General features: G+C 36.7%; 27 protein-coding genes. 8 read left to right on the forward strand and 19 right to left on the reverse strand.

Annotated elements, in window-relative coordinates:
* Nucleotides 1-28 precede the first annotated feature (28 nt).
* Nucleotides 29-1,684, forward strand: a complete 1,656-nt coding sequence (locus tag P4V41_RS13320; RefSeq protein ID WP_328085522.1) for an ABC transporter substrate-binding protein — start codon at nucleotides 29-31, stop codon at nucleotides 1,682-1,684.
* Between the two features lie 39 nt (nucleotides 1,685-1,723).
* On the opposite strand, the gene P4V41_RS13325 is transcribed toward P4V41_RS13320, so the two are convergent.
* The 5 genes from P4V41_RS13325 to P4V41_RS13345 all read right to left on the reverse strand — a co-directional run bounded on the left by P4V41_RS13325 (nucleotide 1,724) and on the right by P4V41_RS13345 (nucleotide 4,363).
* On the reverse strand, nucleotides 1,724-2,029 hold the full coding sequence (locus P4V41_RS13325) for a hypothetical protein (RefSeq protein WP_328085523.1): 306 nt from the start codon (nucleotides 2,027-2,029) through the stop codon (nucleotides 1,724-1,726).
* Nucleotides 2,014-3,057, reverse strand: a complete 1,044-nt coding sequence (locus P4V41_RS13330; RefSeq protein WP_328085525.1) for an anti-sigma factor — start codon at nucleotides 3,055-3,057, stop codon at nucleotides 2,014-2,016. Before P4V41_RS13330 ends, P4V41_RS13325 begins: the two co-directional genes overlap by 16 nt.
* Nucleotides 3,041-3,547 carry a sigma-70 family RNA polymerase sigma factor gene (locus P4V41_RS13335; RefSeq protein ID WP_328085526.1) on the reverse strand — a complete coding sequence of 169 codons (507 nt, stop codon included), beginning with the start codon at nucleotides 3,545-3,547 and terminating at the stop codon, nucleotides 3,041-3,043. Before P4V41_RS13335 ends, P4V41_RS13330 begins: the two co-directional genes overlap by 17 nt.
* 81 nt (nucleotides 3,548-3,628) lie before the next feature.
* A complete protein-coding gene (locus tag P4V41_RS13340) occupies nucleotides 3,629-4,108 on the reverse strand; it encodes a DUF5662 family protein (RefSeq protein WP_328085528.1) in 480 nt (159 codons plus the stop codon).
* A 120-nt stretch (nucleotides 4,109-4,228) separates the two neighbouring features.
* Nucleotides 4,229-4,363, reverse strand: coding sequence for a hypothetical protein (locus P4V41_RS13345; protein ID WP_328085529.1), 135 nt, complete (start codon nucleotides 4,361-4,363; stop codon nucleotides 4,229-4,231).
* A gap of 150 nt (nucleotides 4,364-4,513) precedes the next feature.
* Between P4V41_RS13345 and P4V41_RS13350 the strand changes: the two genes are divergently transcribed.
* A complete protein-coding gene (locus P4V41_RS13350; protein WP_328085530.1) occupies nucleotides 4,514-5,425 on the forward strand; it encodes an NAD(P)-dependent alcohol dehydrogenase in 912 nt (303 codons plus the stop codon).
* Between the two features lie 21 nt (nucleotides 5,426-5,446).
* On the opposite strand, the gene P4V41_RS13355 is transcribed toward P4V41_RS13350, so the two are convergent.
* A complete protein-coding gene (locus P4V41_RS13355; RefSeq protein WP_328085532.1) occupies nucleotides 5,447-6,376 on the reverse strand; it encodes an aminoglycoside phosphotransferase family protein in 930 nt (309 codons plus the stop codon).
* An 11-nt stretch (nucleotides 6,377-6,387) separates the two neighbouring features.
* Complete coding sequence (locus tag P4V41_RS13360; protein WP_328085533.1) at nucleotides 6,388-7,164, reverse strand: serine hydrolase; 777 nt, start codon at nucleotides 7,162-7,164, stop codon at nucleotides 6,388-6,390.
* A 153-nt stretch (nucleotides 7,165-7,317) separates the two neighbouring features.
* Here P4V41_RS13360 and P4V41_RS13365 point away from each other — a divergent pair, with 153 nt between their 5' ends.
* Nucleotides 7,318-8,253 (forward strand): sigma-70 family RNA polymerase sigma factor, encoded by a 936-nt coding sequence (locus P4V41_RS13365; protein WP_328085535.1) that lies wholly within the window; start codon nucleotides 7,318-7,320, stop codon nucleotides 8,251-8,253.
* Nucleotides 8,254-8,373: 120 nt separating this feature from the next.
* Here the strand turns inward: P4V41_RS13365 and P4V41_RS13370 are convergent, their stop codons facing one another.
* From P4V41_RS13370 to P4V41_RS13425, 12 genes are all read right to left on the reverse strand, one after another.
* Complete coding sequence (locus tag P4V41_RS13370; RefSeq protein ID WP_328085537.1) at nucleotides 8,374-8,562, reverse strand: hypothetical protein; 189 nt, start codon at nucleotides 8,560-8,562, stop codon at nucleotides 8,374-8,376.
* A gap of 55 nt (nucleotides 8,563-8,617) precedes the next feature.
* Nucleotides 8,618-9,868 (reverse strand): ABC transporter permease, encoded by a 1,251-nt coding sequence (locus P4V41_RS13375; RefSeq protein ID WP_328085538.1) that lies wholly within the window; start codon nucleotides 9,866-9,868, stop codon nucleotides 8,618-8,620.
* Nucleotides 9,861-10,790 (reverse strand): ABC transporter ATP-binding protein, encoded by a 930-nt coding sequence (locus P4V41_RS13380; RefSeq protein ID WP_328085539.1) that lies wholly within the window; start codon nucleotides 10,788-10,790, stop codon nucleotides 9,861-9,863. The genes P4V41_RS13375 and P4V41_RS13380 overlap by 8 nt, the downstream gene beginning before the upstream one ends.
* Complete coding sequence (locus tag P4V41_RS13385) at nucleotides 10,787-11,650, reverse strand: ABC transporter ATP-binding protein (protein WP_328085541.1); 864 nt, start codon at nucleotides 11,648-11,650, stop codon at nucleotides 10,787-10,789. Before P4V41_RS13385 ends, P4V41_RS13380 begins: the two co-directional genes overlap by 4 nt.
* Complete coding sequence (locus tag P4V41_RS13390) at nucleotides 11,647-12,054, reverse strand: GntR family transcriptional regulator (protein WP_328085543.1); 408 nt, start codon at nucleotides 12,052-12,054, stop codon at nucleotides 11,647-11,649. The genes P4V41_RS13385 and P4V41_RS13390 overlap by 4 nt, the downstream gene beginning before the upstream one ends.
* A gap of 20 nt (nucleotides 12,055-12,074) precedes the next feature.
* Nucleotides 12,075-12,800, reverse strand: coding sequence for a hypothetical protein (locus P4V41_RS13395; RefSeq protein WP_328085545.1), 726 nt, complete (start codon nucleotides 12,798-12,800; stop codon nucleotides 12,075-12,077).
* Between the two features lie 174 nt (nucleotides 12,801-12,974).
* On the reverse strand, nucleotides 12,975-13,535 hold the full coding sequence (locus P4V41_RS13400) for an AAA family ATPase (RefSeq protein WP_328085547.1): 561 nt from the start codon (nucleotides 13,533-13,535) through the stop codon (nucleotides 12,975-12,977).
* A gap of 168 nt (nucleotides 13,536-13,703) precedes the next feature.
* The gene (locus P4V41_RS13405) at nucleotides 13,704-14,615 is read right to left on the reverse strand and encodes an alpha/beta hydrolase (protein WP_328085548.1); all 912 of its coding nucleotides are present in this window, start codon (nucleotides 14,613-14,615) and stop codon (nucleotides 13,704-13,706) included.
* Nucleotides 14,616-14,650: 35 nt separating this feature from the next.
* Nucleotides 14,651-14,845, reverse strand: a complete 195-nt coding sequence (locus P4V41_RS13410) for a DNA-directed RNA polymerase subunit alpha C-terminal domain-containing protein (protein WP_328085549.1) — start codon at nucleotides 14,843-14,845, stop codon at nucleotides 14,651-14,653.
* 60 nt (nucleotides 14,846-14,905) lie between these two features.
* Nucleotides 14,906-15,253, reverse strand: coding sequence for a DUF3147 family protein (locus P4V41_RS13415; protein ID WP_328085550.1), 348 nt, complete (start codon nucleotides 15,251-15,253; stop codon nucleotides 14,906-14,908).
* Entirely contained in the window at nucleotides 15,244-15,657 is a 414-nt protein-coding gene (locus tag P4V41_RS13420) for a MarR family winged helix-turn-helix transcriptional regulator (RefSeq protein WP_328085551.1), read from the reverse strand. The genes P4V41_RS13415 and P4V41_RS13420 overlap by 10 nt, the downstream gene beginning before the upstream one ends.
* Before the next feature lie 469 nt (nucleotides 15,658-16,126).
* The gene (locus tag P4V41_RS13425) at nucleotides 16,127-16,384 is read right to left on the reverse strand and encodes a hypothetical protein (RefSeq protein ID WP_328085552.1); all 258 of its coding nucleotides are present in this window, start codon (nucleotides 16,382-16,384) and stop codon (nucleotides 16,127-16,129) included.
* A gap of 129 nt (nucleotides 16,385-16,513) precedes the next feature.
* On the opposite strand from P4V41_RS13425, the gene P4V41_RS13430 reads away from it, so the two are divergent.
* From P4V41_RS13430 to map, 5 genes are all read left to right on the forward strand, one after another.
* Nucleotides 16,514-16,831: an ArsR/SmtB family transcription factor gene (locus P4V41_RS13430; RefSeq protein ID WP_153238304.1), complete on the forward strand. Its 318-nt coding sequence runs from the start codon at nucleotides 16,514-16,516 to the stop codon at nucleotides 16,829-16,831.
* Between the two features lie 64 nt (nucleotides 16,832-16,895).
* The gene (locus tag P4V41_RS13435) at nucleotides 16,896-17,324 is read left to right on the forward strand and encodes a DMT family transporter (protein WP_328085553.1); all 429 of its coding nucleotides are present in this window, start codon (nucleotides 16,896-16,898) and stop codon (nucleotides 17,322-17,324) included.
* Between the two features lie 18 nt (nucleotides 17,325-17,342).
* Nucleotides 17,343-17,810: a DMT family transporter gene (locus tag P4V41_RS13440; RefSeq protein WP_328085554.1), complete on the forward strand. Its 468-nt coding sequence runs from the start codon at nucleotides 17,343-17,345 to the stop codon at nucleotides 17,808-17,810.
* Nucleotides 17,811-18,005: 195 nt separating this feature from the next.
* Nucleotides 18,006-18,920, forward strand: coding sequence for a heme o synthase (cyoE, locus tag P4V41_RS13445; protein WP_328085555.1), 915 nt, complete (start codon nucleotides 18,006-18,008; stop codon nucleotides 18,918-18,920).
* Between the two features lie 117 nt (nucleotides 18,921-19,037).
* A complete protein-coding gene (gene map / locus P4V41_RS13450; protein WP_328085556.1) occupies nucleotides 19,038-19,784 on the forward strand; it encodes a type I methionyl aminopeptidase in 747 nt (248 codons plus the stop codon).
* The last annotated feature ends 155 nt before the right edge of the window (nucleotides 19,785-19,939 follow it).

The following is a 19,939-nucleotide window of genomic DNA, read 5'->3' on the forward strand; positions in this document are numbered from 1 at the left end:
CATGTCTACTTTTATACTGGAGGAGAACATGGATAACAAACTTCTCATTTTATGGAGATACTTTCCGTCGGGTCATATTCGAACAGAAGAGATTGCTGAAGCACTTCAGATCAGCCAGAAACAAACTACTCGATATTTAAAGAAATGGCATGATGAAGGATGGTTAACCTTTACTCCGGGCCGTGGTCGAGGAAATGTATCTCATCTTCAATGGCAAAAGAATATTGAAGAAAACTTTGAAGATGAAGTGCTTTTAATGTTGGATCACGAACCAGTTGAAATAAGCAGCAAATACTTAATGTATGACTGGTCAACGGATACAAAGTTAAGGTTGATGAACAAATTTCATACGCAATTTGGTTTTGTACAAAAAGCGAAAGACAAACTCGTCGTGCCAAAACGTTATTCGTTTAGGACGCTTCATCCATTAGATGCAGCAGATGCACATAGTGCAAATATGGTATCAAATGTCTTTAACCGACTCGTTTCGTTAACTGATCAAGGAGAGATCATGCCAGAACTTGCTCACAGCTGGGATGTTTCACCTACAAAACTACGGCTTTATTTAAGAAAAGACGTTTGTTTCCACGACGGATCTGTTTTAACAGCAACAGATGTTATTAACTGTTTAGAAAAATTGCGATTTCATGAGCAAAACAAAGATTTATGGACACCGATCGATGAAATTGTTTCAAAAGCTCCACTCGTGGTTGATATTGTGTATAGCAGAGGCTGCAGCTACATTCTTCCCTTGTTAAGCATGATGACTTCAAGTGTTTATAAAGAAAGCAAAGGTAAAATATATGGGACTGGAGGGTTCTTGGTAGAAGAAGACACCGACCAAAAAACTACTCTTACGGCTTTTAAAGAACATTTCCAAGAGCGGCCATTGCTTGATGCTGTTGAATTCGTTAAAGTTCCAAAAGATTTTCCGATCGTTTATCATTCATCTTTAGAACCAGATCATCATGAAACCTTTCAAGTAGAGAGCGATTCGGGCTTTGGTGTACTAATCATGAATGCGTACCGTAAAGGATCACAGATAGCTAAAATAGAAGTGCGCCAATACATCCACCAAATTCTCGCAATGAATCGTCATAGAATACCAGAGTATGAGTCAAGAGCCATACCGAACGACAACAGTTGCATAATCGGAAACCGCCTACCCTATTCAATACCGACAGCAGTCCGACCCGAATTTACAGAACCTCTAATCATCAGGATAGCTGAACATACAGAAAAAGCCTCAAGATGGCTTCTCGACACATTTGCTCAATATGACGTTCCAGTTAAAGTTATAAAAGTATCTTTTGAAGACGCTATTTTTAATAAACAACTAACTGACCAAACAGACATGTTTATACATGGTGAAATTTTCGAGTTGAATCAAGATCTATCTTTCTATTTTTTCTTAACAAACGGGTTTGCTCCACTCCCTTTAATTTTAGGAAAAAACAAGAGGTGGCAAAAACGAATTTCTCAATATGTTCACACATCGTTTGAAGAATGGACGAATCTGAATGTTGCAGTCGAAAAAGAGCTTATTGATGAAGCTATTATGATTCCACTTTATTATCAAAAAAGGTATATTCCTTTTTCAACTGAATTAATGAATGTGAATATCAAGCATTTTGGATATGTAGACTTTTCTAAACTTTGGTTACGTCCTACCCTTGATCAGTAAAATAAAAAAGGATCTGATATACCAGATCCTTTCCCCACCTTAGGGTTTAGCGTTTATTGTCCATGACAGGCCCATCATGAGCACGAAAAAAATCGGGATAAATACATTTACGCCTATTCCCCACCAAGCGAATTGTTTGGAACGATTCTTCGTAAACACCCCTATCACCCCTAAGAAAACACCAAGAAAAGGCAATGGAAAAAGAAACAACTCAGGAATATCCACCGTTTCTATTAATAGCCCTATATTTAATACAGTAAGTGCGAGTAAGCCAATGATAAAAGAAATAAATCCTGTTAAAGTCTGCAGTTTTCTTTTACTTTTTTTCTTTATTTCCAATTCCATAATTTTACCTCCCCTACATTTATTGCTCGGACTTCTTTCACTTGTTCTAATTTTCTCAACTCTGGAACAGGTCCTGTTACAACTGCTCCATAAACCTGGATCCCATTGTCTTCCACATATTTACGGCGATCTTGTATTTCAAGAGATTTTATCTGTGATACAATTTCAGCCGTTTGTTCATTTTTCTCTAAAAATTTTAATATATCAAGAAATACTTCCTCATTCGTTTGATCCCCGTCAAAAGGTGACCAAGTTGTAGGATCCACCTGTGCCGGATAGCCAATTGGAGTGATCGGAACACCTTCTTTGTCCAGTTGCTTTGCTTCTAATCCTGTATCAACAGCTAACCATCTTACCTCCATTTCTTTCGGTAAAGCCTTTTCAATTTCATTAGGCTTCATTAATTCTGAAAACGAAAGGTAAGCTTCGGCAACTGTACCGTCGGGAAGGTTATTCAACACATCTTCTGCTTCAATTGTATTGAATGGAATCATTGCATCGGGATGATACATCTTCTGGCCATCTTTCACCACATCAATTCCATAACCCATCGGAGGAAGCTGCTCTAAAAATGATATTTTTTCAGGGAATTTTGGCTCATCTAATCCGAAATAAACATCCACCTTCTCAGCTAGATAATCTTCACTACCGATACGCTTAAACGTATCAAAGGTCACATTCATGGAAAACAAACCAATCTCATTTTCTATTTCCATCTCTTCTAAACTTACATTCGGTTCAGTTACATAGATCGTCTTTCCTACTACATCGATCATCGTGTTTGCTTTACCACCAATGCCATAATACAAATAAGTGATTAATGTCATGATGGGTAACATTAGAAGTAAGATCGCCAAGCTAATCATAACGGTTGCATTTCGAGCTGTATTTGATCCCACTCGAATGATCTCTCTTTGTTCTTCTTCAGAAAGAGATGGTGAGGTATGTATGTCGTTCTTCGTTTTCATCATGTAAGCTTTATATAGATTTTCATCATTATTTTGATCCTGTTTATGCTCGTCGCTCATCTAGGTTCATCCTTTCCTTAACACGTTCCACTAGCTTTTTTCTACCCCTTGAAATATGACTTTTTAATGTGTTCAACTTTATATTTAAAATCTCAGCTGCTTCTTGATAACTAAGTTCATTCAAATCGCACAGCAAAACAGCTTGTTTTTCGATTTCTTTTAAACACTTTAAATCCTCAATTAATAATAAAAATGACTCCTTTTCTAACATCTTACTTTCCGGTGTATTTTCTCTCATATCTACATTTTCTTTAATCTCATCAGTAAGAATTGATTTTTTATTCTTTCTTTGATGATCTATAAATGCATGGTACGCAACTTTAAACAACCAAGCTTTAATGTTGTTAATCTCATAGTCTGCCAAAATTAGATATGCTCGGTAAAATGCTTCTTGCACCAAATCCTCCGCAACATGGTGATTTTTCGAAAGAGAATACAAATAGCGGTACAGATCATTCATATAGTGTTTATATACATCCTCCAGTTGCACAACCGCTCCCCCTTTCATATCAACCACGTTTTAACCGTACGAAAAGTTGCAATATTTTACAATTATTTTCAAAAAAAATACTCAGATTGATTTCTGAGCATTCTCGGGTTCCATCTGTTCAATTAATTGTGCACATTCTTTCCTTGTGTCAAGATGCAGAATTACACGATCCGTTAGAAGATTGGCGATCAAACGATCTGAAATTTGTGGTCCGGATCGTTTCTTTCCCCATCTTCTTGAAAAAGATTTATAATCACAGATCATTTCGAGTACATACTTTCGGGGAATCGGTACCGCTTCTTTTTTAAGCTGATCAACTACCCAATAATTCCAATGATGTTTATTGTGATGTTGATGATGAAGCCAAGCATATTGCCATTCCACTTCACTGGGATTCTCATTTGAATAAAATTTCTTTGCATATGTAAAAAACTCAGCAGGATGAAACTTAGATAGATCATGTGTAAACGCTTGAACATAAAGTCCTACCTTCCAGCATTCTATAAACACATTTAACTTATGTTCTAAAATATATAGTAGATATTTTCCGTATGCTGGCATAATTCTTCACCCACTAATTAAATATTTTACTTCCATAAAACAGAATCAACGTAAAAATGATTATTTCAATACATTAGTAGTCCAGTTCGTTTCAATGGTGTTTCTTTGTATTTCATTCGTTCAAACAGATATGAAAACATTAGCAATTGCAGTAAAATCCACAAATTGAATGATCGTTAGGATCACAATAAGTCCACAAAGCTCTCCGACATTGTTTTTGGATCGTTTAAAGAAAAAACTCTTTAGACTATTCATAAGTTGTCCTCCATTTATGTCTTAAATCTATGATTCATATTTCATTCCTTAAAAAACTTATATTTCCTTCCTATACCTTCTAACTTCTAAAGCATTTTTAATTCAATCATCAACATAAGATGTATAAACGAATTTAACAGGAGGCTCACTATGAAAGCTGTATTATGTCTGAAGTATGGTACGCCACAAGTACTTAGCCTACAACAAGTTACAAAACCAACTCCCAAAGAGAACGAGATACTCATCAAAATATATGCTACTACAGTAACAACTGGGGACGTCAGAGTTCGTGGCTTTAAGAGTCCTCTATTGTATTGGGTGCCGATGCGATTATTCCTTGGTATAAGAAAACCTAGAAAACCGATTTTAGGTGTTGAATTAGCAGGTGTTGTAGAAGAAATCGGTCAGAACGTTACACGTTTTCAAAAAGGAGATAAAGTTTATGCAATGACTGGGATGAGTTTTGGCGCACACGCAGAGTACACATGTTTACGTGAAGACGGAATTGTCACACATAAACCTCAGAATGTAACTTTTGAAGAAGCCGCTGCCATTCCCTTTGGAGGGACTACAGCGCTGCATTTCTTAAGAAAAGGAAAGATTCAAAGCGGACAAAAGGTTTTGGTTTATGGTGCCTCTGGAGCTGTAGGATCAGCCGCTGTCCAACTTGCAAAGTTTTTTGATACTGAAGTAACAGCAGTGTGCGGTCCAACCAATCTAGAGCTGGTTAAATCATTAGGAGCTGATCATGTCGTAGATTATACAAACGAGGATTTTACAAAATCACATAAAAAATACGACATCATTTTTGATGCTGTAGGCAAGATATCAACTTTTAAGTGTCAGAAAGCATTAAAAGAAAACGGGAAATTTGTAACAGTTGATGGCCAGGGTATAGCTAAAGAGCGTACAGAGGATCTGGAATTCTTAAGAAAACGAATTGAATCAGGTCAAATGAAACCCGTCATCGATCGTTATTATATGCTAGATCAAGTGTCAGAAGCCCATGAATATGTTGAAACTGGCCGTAAGAAAGGTAGCGTTGTTATAAGAGTGGTTTAATCAAAAAACGCACTTCTCAATCTAGAGAAGTGCGCCTTTATGTATATATTTTCTCACTAAGTTATTGAAAACTTGAATAGTATTGAAAAAGTTGTTATGCACTTGACCATCTTCAATTGTCCAACAGGTTGCTAACACAGCATGTGAATAGGCTCGTAACAAAACTCGTTCTTTATTCAAATTTAGTACATCTACAAAAATATCAATTCGTTTTTCTGTTATCTCTGTTATCTCTTCCACTCCATGTTCAGGTAACTTATTCAGTAAATACTGAACAACCTCATATTCGCGGTCTCCTATCAAACCCTTTGGATCGATGACAGTCCAAGAATCTCCATTTCCTAGTATATTGTAGTGGTGAAGATCACCGTGAAGTAAATATGGCTTCTCTATAGAAGTGTTTAATCCTTCAGTAATGAATAATGCCTCTTCTATGGTTGCTTTTGAAACAGGTTGATAACTGTTGTAATTTTGATAGATTCGTTTCAAACTATTTTCACGATCAAGAACATTCGGAACATTAGAATTAACTGGGGCAGGTATCATTAACTTCTTCATCACATTGGCAGCAATTAAAGTAGCCTTATCATCATCTTCTATTTCTGCTAAAGTTTGCCCTGGCTGTATTCGTTCAAGAATCATAATGCCTCGTTCCCTCTCAAACGCTAATAGTTTAACTGTACTTTCACCTAATAAAAGCTGAAGTGAGCGTAGCTCGGCTTCAAATTCTTTCTGATCAACCACAATTTTTAAAACCACTTCACTTCCATCACTCCTCGAGGCGGGAGCGACGAAATTGTATGAAAGATTGAAAGGCTGTTGGATGTGAAGATCATAGTTTTTTTCGCAGTCTGCGAGTATCTCGTCAAAATGACTTAACCATTCACTAGCCTTTTCTCCATGAACACTTGTAATCTGTTTAATGAATGTATCAGGAAATTTGTAACTCATCACATCTCTCCTTATGTCATCTGTTCTTTTTTTTGTTTGTTATATTCGTGGTACAACAACTTCATAGACTCTACTATTCTTTCATCAGATAAGGTGCTTGAATAACGATTCGGAATATTATTGACTCCTAGTACATAGAGCAACGGATATTGATGAAATACTCCTAAAATTCCTATATCCACTACTAAGTTCTCTAAACCACCGCTCATGTGATTCAACATATGGTTTGGTATTCCGTCAAGGTGATCTTGAGGACGAACTAGACCGTTCATAACAGGTAACCATAAATGGGGTTCAGTTTGATACGCTTTATAGACCGTTTTCAAAACTTGAAGCACTTCACCAAGTTCTCCACGATTTTCAACATCTCGTGGATTAGAGGTTACATTTATGTGATTATACACTCTACTTAGCTCTCTATTTAGCTTCTCCCATCCTCCACAAAACTTCACAACGCTATCAGCAGCTTTACTATCGTGACAAGCAATCATCACTTCAACAAGATTTCCTAAGGACAAAGAAGCTCTACCTTGAAAATGAGGAAATAAAACGGTGCTGTTCTCCTCTTTATCGAGTTGAAAATCCTCGATCAAGTCGTTCCAATGAAACAATCCGTTCTCGACCCATTTTGTTACACAATATCCAATAACTACTTTTGCAGCTGAAGCTAGGGGAACGATCAAGTTAGAATTAAATGAACATACAACTTCTTGCAGTTTCGTTGAATAGATGATTATGCCTACTTGATCGGATTCAACAGTCTTTAGTGATGTTACAACTCTTTCCATATCTATTACTCCTTCCATTACATTTGTAATTTCTATCCAATTGAACCATACCATAATTGAATTTTTCTGTAAAAAATTCCAAAGAAGCGTATAATTTTCTATATCAAATTCGTTATACATAGTGAACGGTAAAAAAGGAGGGAATTTTCTTAAATGTTTCAAACAACAAAAACACTTCAAGAGCAATCAAATGAAATAAGACAAAGACTTGATGAAGAAATATGTGATTTTAGTGAACCTTTATGGAACTATTGCAGATACCTCACAGGTTCACCTTGGGATGGTGAGGATTTGTATCAAGAAACACTGCTTAAAGTATTAGGAGGACTTTATACAAGATGGCATCCTACCAATTTAAAATCATATATATTTCGCATTGCAACCAATACATGGATCGACCTCTGCAGAAAAGAAAAACGAACACTTGGCGTTTTATCGGAAGAAAATGAAGCATTTGAAGAATTGTCGGACAATCTGGAGTTAGAAGAAGCTCTTCAACAGTTAGATGAGCTTTTTACCCCTAGACAAACAGCAGTGTTTCTTTTATTAGAAGTTTTTCGTTTTCATGGGAACGAAATAGCTAGTATTGTAAAAACAACACCTGGTGCTGTGTATGCATCAGTACGAAGAATGAAACGCAAAATACAAAATACTAAACATCAATCTATTAAATCGAAATATACAGCTTCACCTCAAAGGTCAAAGATTATTCAAGCTTATCTAAAAGCTTTTAATCATGGTGATCTAGAAGGAATGCTTTCACTGATCAGTGACCAAGCACATTATGAAGCGTCATTAGGATTTTTAGAAGTGAGTAAGGAAGAAATCAGAAACGGTTCACTTGCATTTGGATTACCGGGACATCATGCTATCGAATGTGAGCTATGGGGTAAACGTGTTATTGTGGTGTTGGCTGAGTCAGATCAAGGTCAGCTTGTACACGATATTCAATATCAAGAAGTCGAAAATAACAAGATTGTTTACCACAGAAGCTTCTTCTTTAGAAAAGAGTTCATTGTGGCTGCCTCAAAAGAATTGGGATACAAGCCACAATTAATTAAGCCTCCTCTTAACTGGGAAGAGAAATGATAAATTTCGTAAAAAATGCTCTTCTAGATAAAAGACTAAATATGCAACCATAAAGACACTTGAAATTCAAAAAAAATGTGACTGATATATTCAGTCACAAAAAAGTTTAATAGATTTGAATTATGAAACAACCTTACACTTTAAAGTATTTCGATTCACTTGGATATATTCACCTGTTGTTTTATTCATTACTTGTGACACTTGATTGGTGTGTGTAATTTCACACCAATCATTTTGTATATCCACCAATATCTTTATTTGAACATTAGTTTCACCATACTTCAAACCGCTATAAGATAATTTTGTCATCGCCATAACTCCTTTCTTATTGTGTTAATTTAATGAGTCTTCGTAAATAATCTGTTTAGTAACGCAGCCACTTCCAGATCTCACTTGGTGTCGCATTTTTACCATAAAGTAAAATCCCTGTCTTAAATACCTTTCCAGCTAATTTCATCAACAGCCAAATACTAGCTAACAAGATAACTAATGCAATAATGATCTCAACCCACGGCCATTCATCTAATAAGGAAAGGCGAAGGATAAGAATGCTTGGAGACGTAAGTGGAAAATAGGTGGCAACTTGGGCGATGATGCCACTCGGGTTTGCCAATATAGGGCCGATAAATATGAGCGGAAGAAACGGCAGCATCATGACGATTCCTTGGAAATTACTTGTAGCTGTCATATCTTCAACCGTTGCACCAATACCAACGAAAATAGCTGCAAACATTAAGTACCCTGCAATAGAAATCGCTAGCAATAGCAAAAGTTCTGGTACAAAGAGATATTCCATAACCGGTAGCTCATATCTCCATGCCGCAATTGGAACAACGAGTAATAGCCAAGTTCCTACTTGAACAAGTCCTAATATGAAATAACCGATGATTTTCCCTTGCATTAAGTCTCCAGGTGTTACGGAGGATAACACAATCTCAGCTACTTTTTCCTTCTTTTCTTGAGAGGCACTCTGGAAGATCATCATACCTGTCATAACGATCGAAAAAAGTACGATACCAGCAAACGCGCCTGGGATGATTCGTTCCATTGAGCTGTCATCCGCACTCTGTTTATCTGCCAGTTTTTCAGAGCCTGAATCAGTTAGTGTTGAAGCTTGTTCTGACCTAATCTCAATTCCTTTTGTTATCGATTGAACGACTTCTGGTGAAAGATTTAACTGATCATATTTCACCTGACGAAGTGGCGCTTCTAGAAATCGCACCTCACTTGAAAAGGTATCGGGCATCTCATTACTGGTAATTACCTTCAATTCTCCTGTTTTTACCGCATTCTCGGTCAACTCCACATAAGCTCGATTGTCGGATGTTTCGATCTTCTTAAGAATGCTTTTTGGATCATCTGTCACTTCTTCCATCTTCCAAGATAAATCTTGAGATTTAACTAATGAATCAATATCATCAAAAAGGTTCAGTTCATCCTTCACGTATACTGTAACGTTCTCTAAATCAGGTTCTCCTTCCAATTTTTCGAGGAGAGTCGGAAAACCAGCAAACATGATAAATAAAAGCGGCGTCAAGAGGAGTGAAATGATAAAAGATTTATTCTTCATGTTCCGCTTAAGTTCCCACTTAGCTACTTTCCAGCTGTTACGCATGCTTCACACCTTCTTTCACAATCATGTTTTTATCAGAAGCGATATCAATAAAAATCTCATGAAGAGATACACGATCAATTATTAATTCATATACATTTAACTCTACTGGCAGACTTTTAAGCCAGGTGGGAATATGAACATCTTGCTCTAAGTAAAGAATCGATCGATCCTCTTTACTTTCAACGCGATGAACAGATGGGATATTACGCAACAGTATTTCAGGATTGTCTCCAATAATCGTACATTTGAAGTTTGCGTATTCTCTCTTTACATCTTCCATCTCACCATAAATCACTTTTTTGCCTCGATGTATCATGAATAATCGATCACATAATTCTTCCACCATGTTCATCTGATGAGATGAAAGAAGTATAGCTGTGCCATTGGCTGCAAGTTCTTTAATCTCTTCTTTAAATACCTCTTGGCTTACAGGATCAAGCCCTGAAAATGGTTCATCTAGAATAAGCAGCTCTGGTTCGTGAATAATCGCCGCTATTAATTGAACTTTTTGCCCCATCCCTTTTGACAGCTCTTCAACCTTTGTGTTCTCTTTACCAGAGAGTCCAAATTTCTCTAAATACTCTAAAGCACGTTTTTTAGCCTTTTTTTGTGGATAATCTTTAAGTTCAGCGAAATAAAGCAAGATATCCATCACATTTACGTTTTTATATAAACCTCTTTCCTCAGGTAAATAGCCTATTTTATGACGAGGAATTTCAGAATTTCCATGAAAATGAATAGATCCTTCGTCTGGATACATAATGCCCATAATGTTACGGATCGTTGTAGATTTCCCAGCACCATTCGGCCCAAGAATCCCCATGATCTCACCACGATGTACTTCAAAAGAGATATCAGAAATAATTCTCTTATCTTTAAACGATTTTCCTAATTGTTCTACTTTCAATATGCGTTCATTCATCGTCTCTTACCTCCCGAAAGCATATAAGTAATTGTTTCTTCTATATCTAAAACTTCTGTTTGGAGAACCTTTAAACCCTTTTTCTCTAAAAAAGCGTCCGTTAGAAATGTATCGCTAGAAATGAGCAATCGTTCGTTCAAGCGGTCAACTTCTCCAGGAATCATATCTATTCCCATTGGATCTTCAAACCAATATCGCTTATATCGATACACTAATTCTTCTTTTTCGTATTTACCTAATAGTTTGCCTTCGTTCATGATTACGATATAATCTGCTAATTTTTTGATATCATCAACATTGTGTGTAGCGATAACCATCGCTCTCTCGTCTTTCTCCATCCAATCTACAAAAATGTTCATTAACTTTTGTTTCGAAGGAATATCAATATTAGCAGTAGGTTCATCTAATAATAATAGTTTTGTATTTTTTGAGAGAGCTAGAACAAGATTAAGCTTTTGCTGCATGCCTTTAGACATCTTTCCAAACGGTTTATTAAGATCGATTTCAAAAGTCTTTACAAGATTCATAAACATTTCTTGATCCCAGTTCGCATACCAAGGTGCCATTAAATCTCTAAGATGATTTCCTGTTAATGAGTCACACCCTAGGACAGATTGCGGTTGATAAGCAACTTCTTGTTTCCACTGATCATTCGACATTACACTTGTTCCAAAGTGAATTAAATTACCATTATCCGGTTTAACAAGATTCATCATCATTTTAATAAGTGTGCTTTTACCTGCACCGTTGTTACCAATTAGTGCCGTAATCGTACCAAGTTCAACATCTAAATCTATAGGGCCTACAGTGAAATCATCCACTGTTTTTTCTACTCTTTCAATTTGCGTACAAAGCTTCAAGCACTACCACCTCGATCGTTATCTTTTAGTCTTGCTAGCACTTCTTCAAACACAGATCGAATTTCATCTACTGTGTAATTGTGTCGAAGAGCAGTCTCTACACCTTTTTCAATCGCTTCTGATACAGATGATATTGCTAACTTCTCCATCTTTTTTACCTCCACTTCAGCAACGAAAGTCCCCTTTCCTTGCGTTGTTTTGATAAAGCCACCGTACTCCAGATCTTGATAAGCCCGCCGCGTTGTAATGACACTGATCTCTAAATCTTTTGATAGTGCTCGTATCGAAGGAAGAGGTGAACCTGCTGATAACTTACCACTAACAATTAGCGCTTTAATTTGTCCTTCTATTTGATGGTAGATGGGAACCCTGGAATCTCTAGATAGCTTAATAGGAAGTTCCATATAGATGCTTCCTCCCTTCTTTACTGAAAATAATCCAATTTATTCATGTGATTTTTCATATATCTCATCCAAAATGCAACACTTGCACAAGCTGCAATAATAGAAACCACAGATGTAACAATCGGCCATTTACTAGCGACTAAAATAGTAAGTCCAACCAATCCGTGACTCGAGAGATAAGGAACAGCGAATAATAATAAAGTGAAACTTCCCAATAAAACAAATGCGTAAAACGCCATCTTCACATTCGTGACTTTATCACCGGAATCACTTGCCGGGTAAACACTTCCATAACAAATCCCAAAGCTAAGCCAGATGAGTGAAAATGCAATAAACTCTAGTGGAGGTAACGTTTGGCGTAATTCAGGAGCAAAGCTATACATGATTATTAATACCGTTAGATGAAACGGAACTGAGTAGATAAAATAAATAAGAAAGCGGCTTCTCACCACGATGTCTTTTGGAATAGGAAGTTGGTTTAGAAAGACAGTAAACGGCTGTGCCCACATATTGTCAGAGAGTTTTTGATATTGATGTTTCTTTGGTTTAGCCCATATTGCTGCAACCCCAAATGTCAGCAAAAAGAAAATATCATAAAGCATAAAGTGTCCTTCTAAATATGAAGAGATAGCAGCCGTTAAGAAATATGAATAGGGTACTAATAGAAACAGTAAAGTAAAGATACTTTTCTTTGATTGGGTTAACTCAAATTTCGATAGCGAGAATGCTTGTTTCCAGCGGTTCATATTGATCATCCACCTTCTTGTAACTGTTATAGTGTTTATATCTATATACACACTATATAACATAAGTTCTCGTTTTTCCACACTTTTTCCAAGAAAAGGTGAATACGAATACTCGATCCCAAATTATTGGCACAAAAAAAGACAACTCATTTTGAGATGTCTCTACTTGTATTATTACAATTTAAAAGTATGTTGAATAACCTTAGCCACTTCATCCGCATTTAGATTTTCATTATTGATACGAAGATAATTTTTCTTTTTTATCTCGCCTTCATAAGAGTTTAGTCTGTACTGATCCATTGATGTTCTTACGTCATTTTCCGACCACGCTAGATCTCGTTTAGAAGGTTTGTGTTCTAGACGATGAGGTGTAGCGTTTCTTTTAAGTCTTGTCTCTAGATCAGATTCAAGTTCAACAAAATAAATCTCTGCCCCTTCCTTTTCAAAAACTTGACACACACCTTCAACAAACTCCCAATCTTCTTTATAATTAAACGCCCACACATATGTAAATATCATTCCAAACTGATCACTCTTCGCAAATGTCTGAAAAATCTCTGAACGAAACAAGTTCACCAGTCTTCGACCATTCTCAGAACCATATTCAAAAAATGGCGTAAGAAGGTCGATTGTCATGTGGTTATGGAAAAGCTTTAATTGCGTAATCTTCTCTAATGCATGTCCCACAGTCATCTTTCCAACGGCTTGCGGACCAAATAATAATATGAGTTTCATTGTTTCACCTCTAACTGTAAAATGGTTTATTCAATGAATACAATAAAAAGGGAAATACAAAAAACAAGAATAAAAACACATCTTCTTCAAACCTGCTGAAAAGACGTATTTTAGAAAAGTCCAATATTTTTTTAAGAAGACCACATAAAAAACACGGTCTTCCTTTTACTAAGCCTGCAGATATTCTATGACAACTTGCTTAAATTTTTCTGACTCCTCGTAATGAGGAGTGTGGCCACTTTCTTCAAAGATAACGATTTCTCCGTTAATAGCATCTCGCACGAACACCTCGAAATGTTTATCACACGTACAAGCATCATATTTTCCAACGAGTAACAACATCGGATTTTCAACAAACTTAATGTCATCTAACAAAGAGTCAAAAATCTTGCCTTCCTCTCTTAACAAATTGTAGTGGTGCTCCGAACGGTCATAGAATTCGTCCCATTCTTCCTCAGAATTAAATGAATAGTAATCAGTTGGGTTATTGTGATTATGCCGATAGATCTCCATACGGTTCTCACCTAACTCATCACTCAACTTCATATATTCTTCTGTTAATTCACGAATGGTATGATCTCCCTCAGCGAGGAGTAATCCTTTTTCGTATAGTTCGTGTTTGCCGTACTTTTTTAATAAAAGTGCAGTTTTTCTTATAAGACTCCTTGATGTTAGTTCAAAATCAAAGGTAGGTCCTTCAAAAATCACCTTTTCTATAGATTCCGGATATTGCCGAACATATGCTAGTGCTAAAAAGCCACCAAATGAATGACCAATAAGTGACCACTTTTTAATATGTAAATGTTCTCGAAGAGCTTCACAATCATCAATCAAATCTTGAAAGCCAAAAGATTCATCCTTGTCTATGTTTTCAGAACGACACACTCCTCTTTGGTCAATTAATATAAGATGAAAGTGTTCTCCTAATCTCTTTGCTTGATGATAGGAAAAATCATGACAACTCTCCCCAGGACCACCGTGAAGATAAAGGATGGCTGGTTTATTATGGGCACCGTACCGTTCTACATATAATTTTTTGCCTCTTATTTTTATTTCTTGACCATTTAGTTGCTGAATCATCTATTCATCTCCTTTTTGTTCTTTCAGTGAAGGTCTTAGTCTTTAAAAGACAGTCCTTTTTCTTGCAGTGCAGCAAGGAGTTGTCCCATCGCTTTTGGACCCATACCGTGTAATTTCTTCAAATCCGCTTCCTTCCAATCTGTTAGTTGTTCAATTTTCGAGATGCCAGCAGACGTTAGAGCTCTTTTAGCGGGTTTTGCTAATTTTAAAGGAAGGTTTGTGTTTACCATTTTCCCACCTCTTTTAAAGATACTTAGTTGATCATTTACAAAAAACCAAATTTAATGTTCTCAAGTTATATTCTTCACAAATTTTAAAGCCGCCTCTTGAAACAAAATACATAGTAACCAACCACTAATACCTAAACCTAAGCAGGTGATTAATGAGAATGAGTGCTTTAAAGAAATATAAACAATCACTAATAAAACGGCAGTCGCTGGAAATCCCCAAAGAACTCCCAGTGCAAAATTGCTTAACGTTTTGTTTTGCTCTCCTTGTACATAAAGCCAGATGATGCTTAACAAACTAACGAGTGGAAGAGCAGCAATCATCCCACCATAGCTAGGAAGTCTTCTAGCAATTTCTGTAACAGCTGCAATAACTCCTGCAGAAATTAGAATTTTCATGACTACATACATGATTTTGCACGCTCACTTAGCAGTTTGAATGCCTTTGAGATTAACTCCTTTTCAACTTCATCCATCTCACTAAAAATATGATCCAACTTTTTTTCATCAAGACTCGTGTTCTCATGAAGTACATTTCCCCCAAAATCTGTTAACTGAAGAATGACTTTTCGTTCATCATTCTGATCACGTTTCTTTTCTATATAATTCTTATGAATCATCCGCTTCACATGCTCAGAAGCAGTATTGTGAGAGATCCCGAGGTAAGCTGCTACATCATTCACAACTACCCTATCATTCTTATCAATTAATTGTAGAATTCGTACCACTTGATGAGTAATCTTCTCCCCGTGTGGATAGTGCAAGTGAAAATAGATGTCTGTCCAATATTGGTTTAATTTTGACGAACTAATCATGAAAAACACCCCTCTTTGTATCGTTAATAAAGATTATATCTTATTATACGATATAAAAGAAGGATTTATATTACTCCGATGAAAGATAAAACTCCAAAAATAAAGATAATAAAGAACAAACCGATACCACTGAATGCAGTAGTTCTCCAAAACCCTTTTGTACTAATTAAAGCCGTAAACAACGAGAATACAACCCCAATTAGTAGAATGATAAACCCAGCTCAGCTCCGCTTAAATAATTTTCAATAACGAATTCCAAAATAAGTAAAGTGGATAAAAGGATTACAATTGATGCGATGCCCATAAGATCTCTCATTAATTCAAGTCGCCTTCCAGATTTCTGTAGTTTTAAGCTGACTTTAAATCCTAATCTTAAGTTCCTATCTATCATTAAAAATGGGTAACAGCTTTACTCTGCTTCCTTTCTCACTTAAAAAAGTTAGTCTTTTCACTTTCGTTGTTTTATGAATTAAGCTTGCTCAATTTTTCTTAAATACTTTGTAAAATAAGCTCCCAACAGTAACAATACAACCGAAGTTCCCCAGCTCCAGATTCCTAGAAAATCAAACCAGTAGGCTAAAAGATTCACTATGGCGATCAAGAAAAAACAGATCGATGTTAAAGCTGTTTTCAGACCTGTTATACCTTGAGTCCGCCTTTGACGTATGACATATGTAATGGAGAAAATCAACGTAACGAGGACTAGAATCGATAAAATGGATTCCATCTTTACTTCCCTCCTATTTGGTTTCTACTTAATAATACGATTCATATTTCAGATTAGTTTCATTTTTTACCAATTTTCATGAGTGCCTACAAATTGACATATCGAGAAAAACCGATTAGAGTATAAAACATGAACAATCCTATCGATGTATTTAAGGCGCTTTCAAACGACATTCGCCTCGATATTCTGAAATGGCTCAAAGATCCACAACAACACTTTGATAAACCTACTGCTCATCTGTCTAAAACGATCAATGAGAAAGGCGGTATTTGTGTGGGAGATATACAGGAAAAAGCGAATCTTTCGCAATCCACTGTATCCCAATATTTATCGATGATGCAGAAAGCCGGTTTGCTTGAATCAGAGCGTCATGGCAAATGGACGTACTATCGGAGAAACGAAAAAAACATTCAAGAGTTAGCTACCTATCTAAAAGAAGAATTATAGGTTCTTCTTTTTTTGTTATTATATCGATAATTTTAAATATGTAAATATGAAAGGAGTTTTATGTATGAAGATATGGACTTATCTTTTAGCTCTATTTGCCGGAGTTTCACTTAGTGTTGAAGGGGCGATTTATGGAGAACTTGGTAAAACGATTGGAAAATTAGAAAGCAGCTTTTACAACTTTTTTGTTGGTGCCATTATTCTAGGAATCGTCGTTCTGTTTTTAGGTAAGGGTTCTCTCGCCTATACATTTCAAGCTCCAAAGTGGGAACTTTCTGGAGGAGTTCTAGGTACCATCTATTTAACAATCTTAATCATAGCGATACCGATTGTTGGCATAGGAATAGCTATGATTTCTGTCATCATCGGTCAGATAGCTATGAGTATGCTTATTGAGCACAAGGGGTGGCTAGGAAGTTCAAAAGCCTACGTTAACAAAGAAAAACTAATTGCAGTTGCTCTCATGACAATATCACTGGTGCTTATTTTTTAGGAAGGAAGGGATATCAACATGCACATATTAATTCTTCTAGGATCAGTCATAGGCGGTATATTGCTCAGTGCTCAATCTTCAATTAATGGAGCGTTCAGCAGAAAATCAGGTACGTATGAAGCTGCGTTTCTAACTTTCTTCTCAGGTGCGCTCTTATTAGCCATTCTGATTCTTTTCTTTGGTGAAGGAAACATCTTAAAGGTCTTTGAAGCGCCTAAGTGGCAGCTTGCAGCCGTTTGGTTCGGGGTTGGTTACTTATTTTTAACCGTTGTTGCTGTACCACGCATTGGAGTTATTGCTACTAACATCGCAACCGTCATCGGTCAGCTTTCTGCTGGTATGGTTATCGACCATTTTGGATTTTTTGGGGGACTATCCGTTCCCTTCACTTGGGAGCGCATGCTCGCAATCCTTTTAATGTTAATCGCACTTCGTTATATATATATCGGTAACAAAAAACAAAGGAACGAAACCGAGCGATTATAAGCTAGGTAAGCGTTTGTATCACATTTCTATCACATAAACCTCACAGAACGTTCACAAAACCTTTGTGTAAAGTGACATAAGGTGTTCTATTATTTGAACTGGGAATTCATTTAGTGCTTTAATAGAAGTGGATTTAAGGTTACACTATATGGATAATATAGAGAGAGAATTATTGTGAAGATGGTGTCTTATAGTATGGAAAAAACGTTGAAAGTAGAAAAACAAAAATGGTCAGCGATTCTGTCACAAACAGTGAAAACGGGAATCATCAAATCTAACCTTGTTCCTATGTTTGCCGGACTTACGCTGGCATTATATACGTACGATATCAATCCTGGAACTAAATTACTTGAAGTCGTATTCGCATTGATCGGAACAATACTAGTAATTGGTGCTGCTGGTACGTTAAATAATGTATACGACCGCGATATTGATGCAATCATGGAAAGAACTAAGAACCGACCCACGGTTACGGGCGAGATCGATACGAAATTTGCTGTTACACTAGCTAGTATAATGGCTGTACTTGGTATAATCGCTCTTGCGTTCACAACACCGCTTGCGGCACTATTAGGTTTCTTAGGACTTTTCTTTTATGTCGTTCCCTATACGATGTGGACGAAACGAAGAACGATCTATAACACGGAAGTAGGCAGTATTTCTGGTGCGATGCCTCCCCTTATCGGTTGGGCAGCAATGACAGGGACGCTTACACATCCTGCTATTGCAGCACTGTTTATCATCCAGGTCATCTGGCAGATGCCTCACTTCTATGCGATTGCCATTCGCCGACATGACGAGTATAAGGCCGCTCGAATACCGATGCTTCCTGTTGTAAAAGGGGTAAAAAGAACCTATACGCAAACAAATATATATCTAGTGTTATTAAGTTTAACGAGCTTTTTGTTCCTACCGTTAAGCTTAGGTTTAACTCTTGTTGCACTTCTTATGAACGTAGGATGGCTCGTATTGAGCATCTACGGATACAAGAAAAACAAGGATTCTGAGAAATGGGCAAAGCTACTCTTTATCTATTCACTTATCCATATGACGATTCTGTTTTCAACGGTTATCGTCTACTCATTAGTTGGAATTTTTATATTAAATTAGAGAAGATGGTTCGGTATTGATCCGAACCTTTTTCATTTGTTGCACAATATTTCATTTTCTAATTATTTTCCATTACAATAATGAAATAGAAATCTGACTTAAAAAGAAGGGATTTTCATGATTCATTTAAAATCAGCTCGAGAAATTGATCTAATGCATAACGCAGGAAAATTGTTAGCATCCGTTCACAAAGAAATTGCTAAACGAATCAAACCAGGTATTACAACGATGGAGATTGATCAGTTCGTTGAAAAGTTTTTAGCTGAACATGGTGCGACGCCTGAACAAAAAGGGTTTCACGGTTATAAATACGCAACATGCGCTTCCATTAATGACGAAATCTGTCACGGGTTTCCGCGTAAACAGCCTTTAAAAAAGGGTGATATCGTAACCATCGATATGGTCGTCAATTTAAAAGGCGGGCTAGCTGACTCAGCATGGACATATGCCGTTGGTGATATCTCTTCAGACAAGCAACGATTGCTTGATGTTACAAAAAACTCTTTATATAAAGGAATTGAACAAGCTGTCGTTGGAAATCGCATAGGTGATATTGGACATGCCATCCAGAGTTATGCTGAAGCAGAAGGCTATTCTGTAGTGCGTGATTTTACAGCTCATGGCATCGGTCCTACCCTTCATGAAGATCCTATGATTCCCCATTACGGCGAACCAGGAAAAGGTTTGAAACTGAAAGAAGGTATGGTTATTACAATTGAACCGATGATTAACGAAGGTGCTTGGCAAAGTAAGATGGACAACAATGGCTGGACAGCTAGAACCATTGACGGTAAGTTATCTGCTCAATATGAACATACACTTGCAATCACTAAGGATGGTCCCCTTATTTTGACTGAGCAATAAGTGCTTGGTAACTGCCTTTAGAGCCGAATGGCGTCGAGGATTGTAGACTCGTGGATAAACAGCAAAAATTTATGTATTGAGGATCAAAACTCGTGGATTCATTCATCCCTCACAATCAAAAAAGCCCGCTCTAAGTGAACTGTAACCCGAATAAT

It is taken from the genome of Fictibacillus nanhaiensis (assembly GCF_036213205.1).
GTDB classification, from domain to species: Bacteria; Bacillota; Bacilli; order Bacillales; family Fictibacillaceae; genus Fictibacillus; species Fictibacillus nanhaiensis_E.

Bases quoted from the DNA above. Each gene is read 5' to 3' on its own strand.
- P4V41_RS13380 (WP_328085539.1), bottom strand. From the start codon at position 10,790: ATGAATGAACGCATATTGAAAGTAGAACAATTAGGAAAATCGTTTAAA.
- P4V41_RS13355 (WP_328085532.1), bottom strand. From the start codon at position 6,376: ATGAGTTACAAATTTCCTGATACATTCATTAAACAGATTACAAGTGTT.
- P4V41_RS13365 (WP_328085535.1), top strand. From the start codon at position 7,318: ATGTTTCAAACAACAAAAACACTTCAAGAGCAATCAAATGAAATAAGA.
- P4V41_RS13400 (WP_328085547.1), bottom strand. From the start codon at position 13,535: ATGAAACTCATATTATTATTTGGTCCGCAAGCCGTTGGAAAGATGACT.
- P4V41_RS13320 (WP_328085522.1), top strand. From the start codon at position 29: ATGGATAACAAACTTCTCATTTTATGGAGATACTTTCCGTCGGGTCAT.
- P4V41_RS13430 (WP_153238304.1), top strand. From the start codon at position 16,514: ATGAACAATCCTATCGATGTATTTAAGGCGCTTTCAAACGACATTCGC.
- P4V41_RS13325 (WP_328085523.1), bottom strand. From the start codon at position 2,029: ATGGAATTGGAAATAAAGAAAAAAAGTAAAAGAAAACTGCAGACTTTA.
- P4V41_RS13415 (WP_328085550.1), bottom strand. From the start codon at position 15,253: ATGTATGTAGTCATGAAAATTCTAATTTCTGCAGGAGTTATTGCAGCT.
- P4V41_RS13340 (WP_328085528.1), bottom strand. From the start codon at position 4,108: ATGCCAGCATACGGAAAATATCTACTATATATTTTAGAACATAAGTTA.
- P4V41_RS13440 (WP_328085554.1), top strand. From the start codon at position 17,343: ATGCACATATTAATTCTTCTAGGATCAGTCATAGGCGGTATATTGCTC.
- P4V41_RS13345 (WP_328085529.1), bottom strand. From the start codon at position 4,363: ATGAATAGTCTAAAGAGTTTTTTCTTTAAACGATCCAAAAACAATGTC.
- P4V41_RS13350 (WP_328085530.1), top strand. From the start codon at position 4,514: ATGAAAGCTGTATTATGTCTGAAGTATGGTACGCCACAAGTACTTAGC.
- P4V41_RS13390 (WP_328085543.1), bottom strand. From the start codon at position 12,054: ATGGAACTTCCTATTAAGCTATCTAGAGATTCCAGGGTTCCCATCTAC.
- P4V41_RS13375 (WP_328085538.1), bottom strand. From the start codon at position 9,868: ATGCGTAACAGCTGGAAAGTAGCTAAGTGGGAACTTAAGCGGAACATG.
- P4V41_RS13360 (WP_328085533.1), bottom strand. From the start codon at position 7,164: ATGGAAAGAGTTGTAACATCACTAAAGACTGTTGAATCCGATCAAGTA.
- P4V41_RS13420 (WP_328085551.1), bottom strand. From the start codon at position 15,657: ATGATTAGTTCGTCAAAATTAAACCAATATTGGACAGACATCTATTTT.
- map (WP_328085556.1), top strand. From the start codon at position 19,038: ATGATTCATTTAAAATCAGCTCGAGAAATTGATCTAATGCATAACGCA.
- P4V41_RS13435 (WP_328085553.1), top strand. From the start codon at position 16,896: ATGAAGATATGGACTTATCTTTTAGCTCTATTTGCCGGAGTTTCACTT.
- P4V41_RS13425 (WP_328085552.1), bottom strand. From the start codon at position 16,384: ATGGAATCCATTTTATCGATTCTAGTCCTCGTTACGTTGATTTTCTCC.
- P4V41_RS13330 (WP_328085525.1), bottom strand. From the start codon at position 3,057: ATGAGCGACGAGCATAAACAGGATCAAAATAATGATGAAAATCTATAT.
- P4V41_RS13405 (WP_328085548.1), bottom strand. From the start codon at position 14,615: ATGATTCAGCAACTAAATGGTCAAGAAATAAAAATAAGAGGCAAAAAA.
- P4V41_RS13370 (WP_328085537.1), bottom strand. From the start codon at position 8,562: ATGACAAAATTATCTTATAGCGGTTTGAAGTATGGTGAAACTAATGTT.
- P4V41_RS13395 (WP_328085545.1), bottom strand. From the start codon at position 12,800: ATGAACCGCTGGAAACAAGCATTCTCGCTATCGAAATTTGAGTTAACC.
- cyoE (WP_328085555.1), top strand. From the start codon at position 18,006: ATGGAAAAAACGTTGAAAGTAGAAAAACAAAAATGGTCAGCGATTCTG.
- P4V41_RS13410 (WP_328085549.1), bottom strand. From the start codon at position 14,845: ATGGTAAACACAAACCTTCCTTTAAAATTAGCAAAACCCGCTAAAAGA.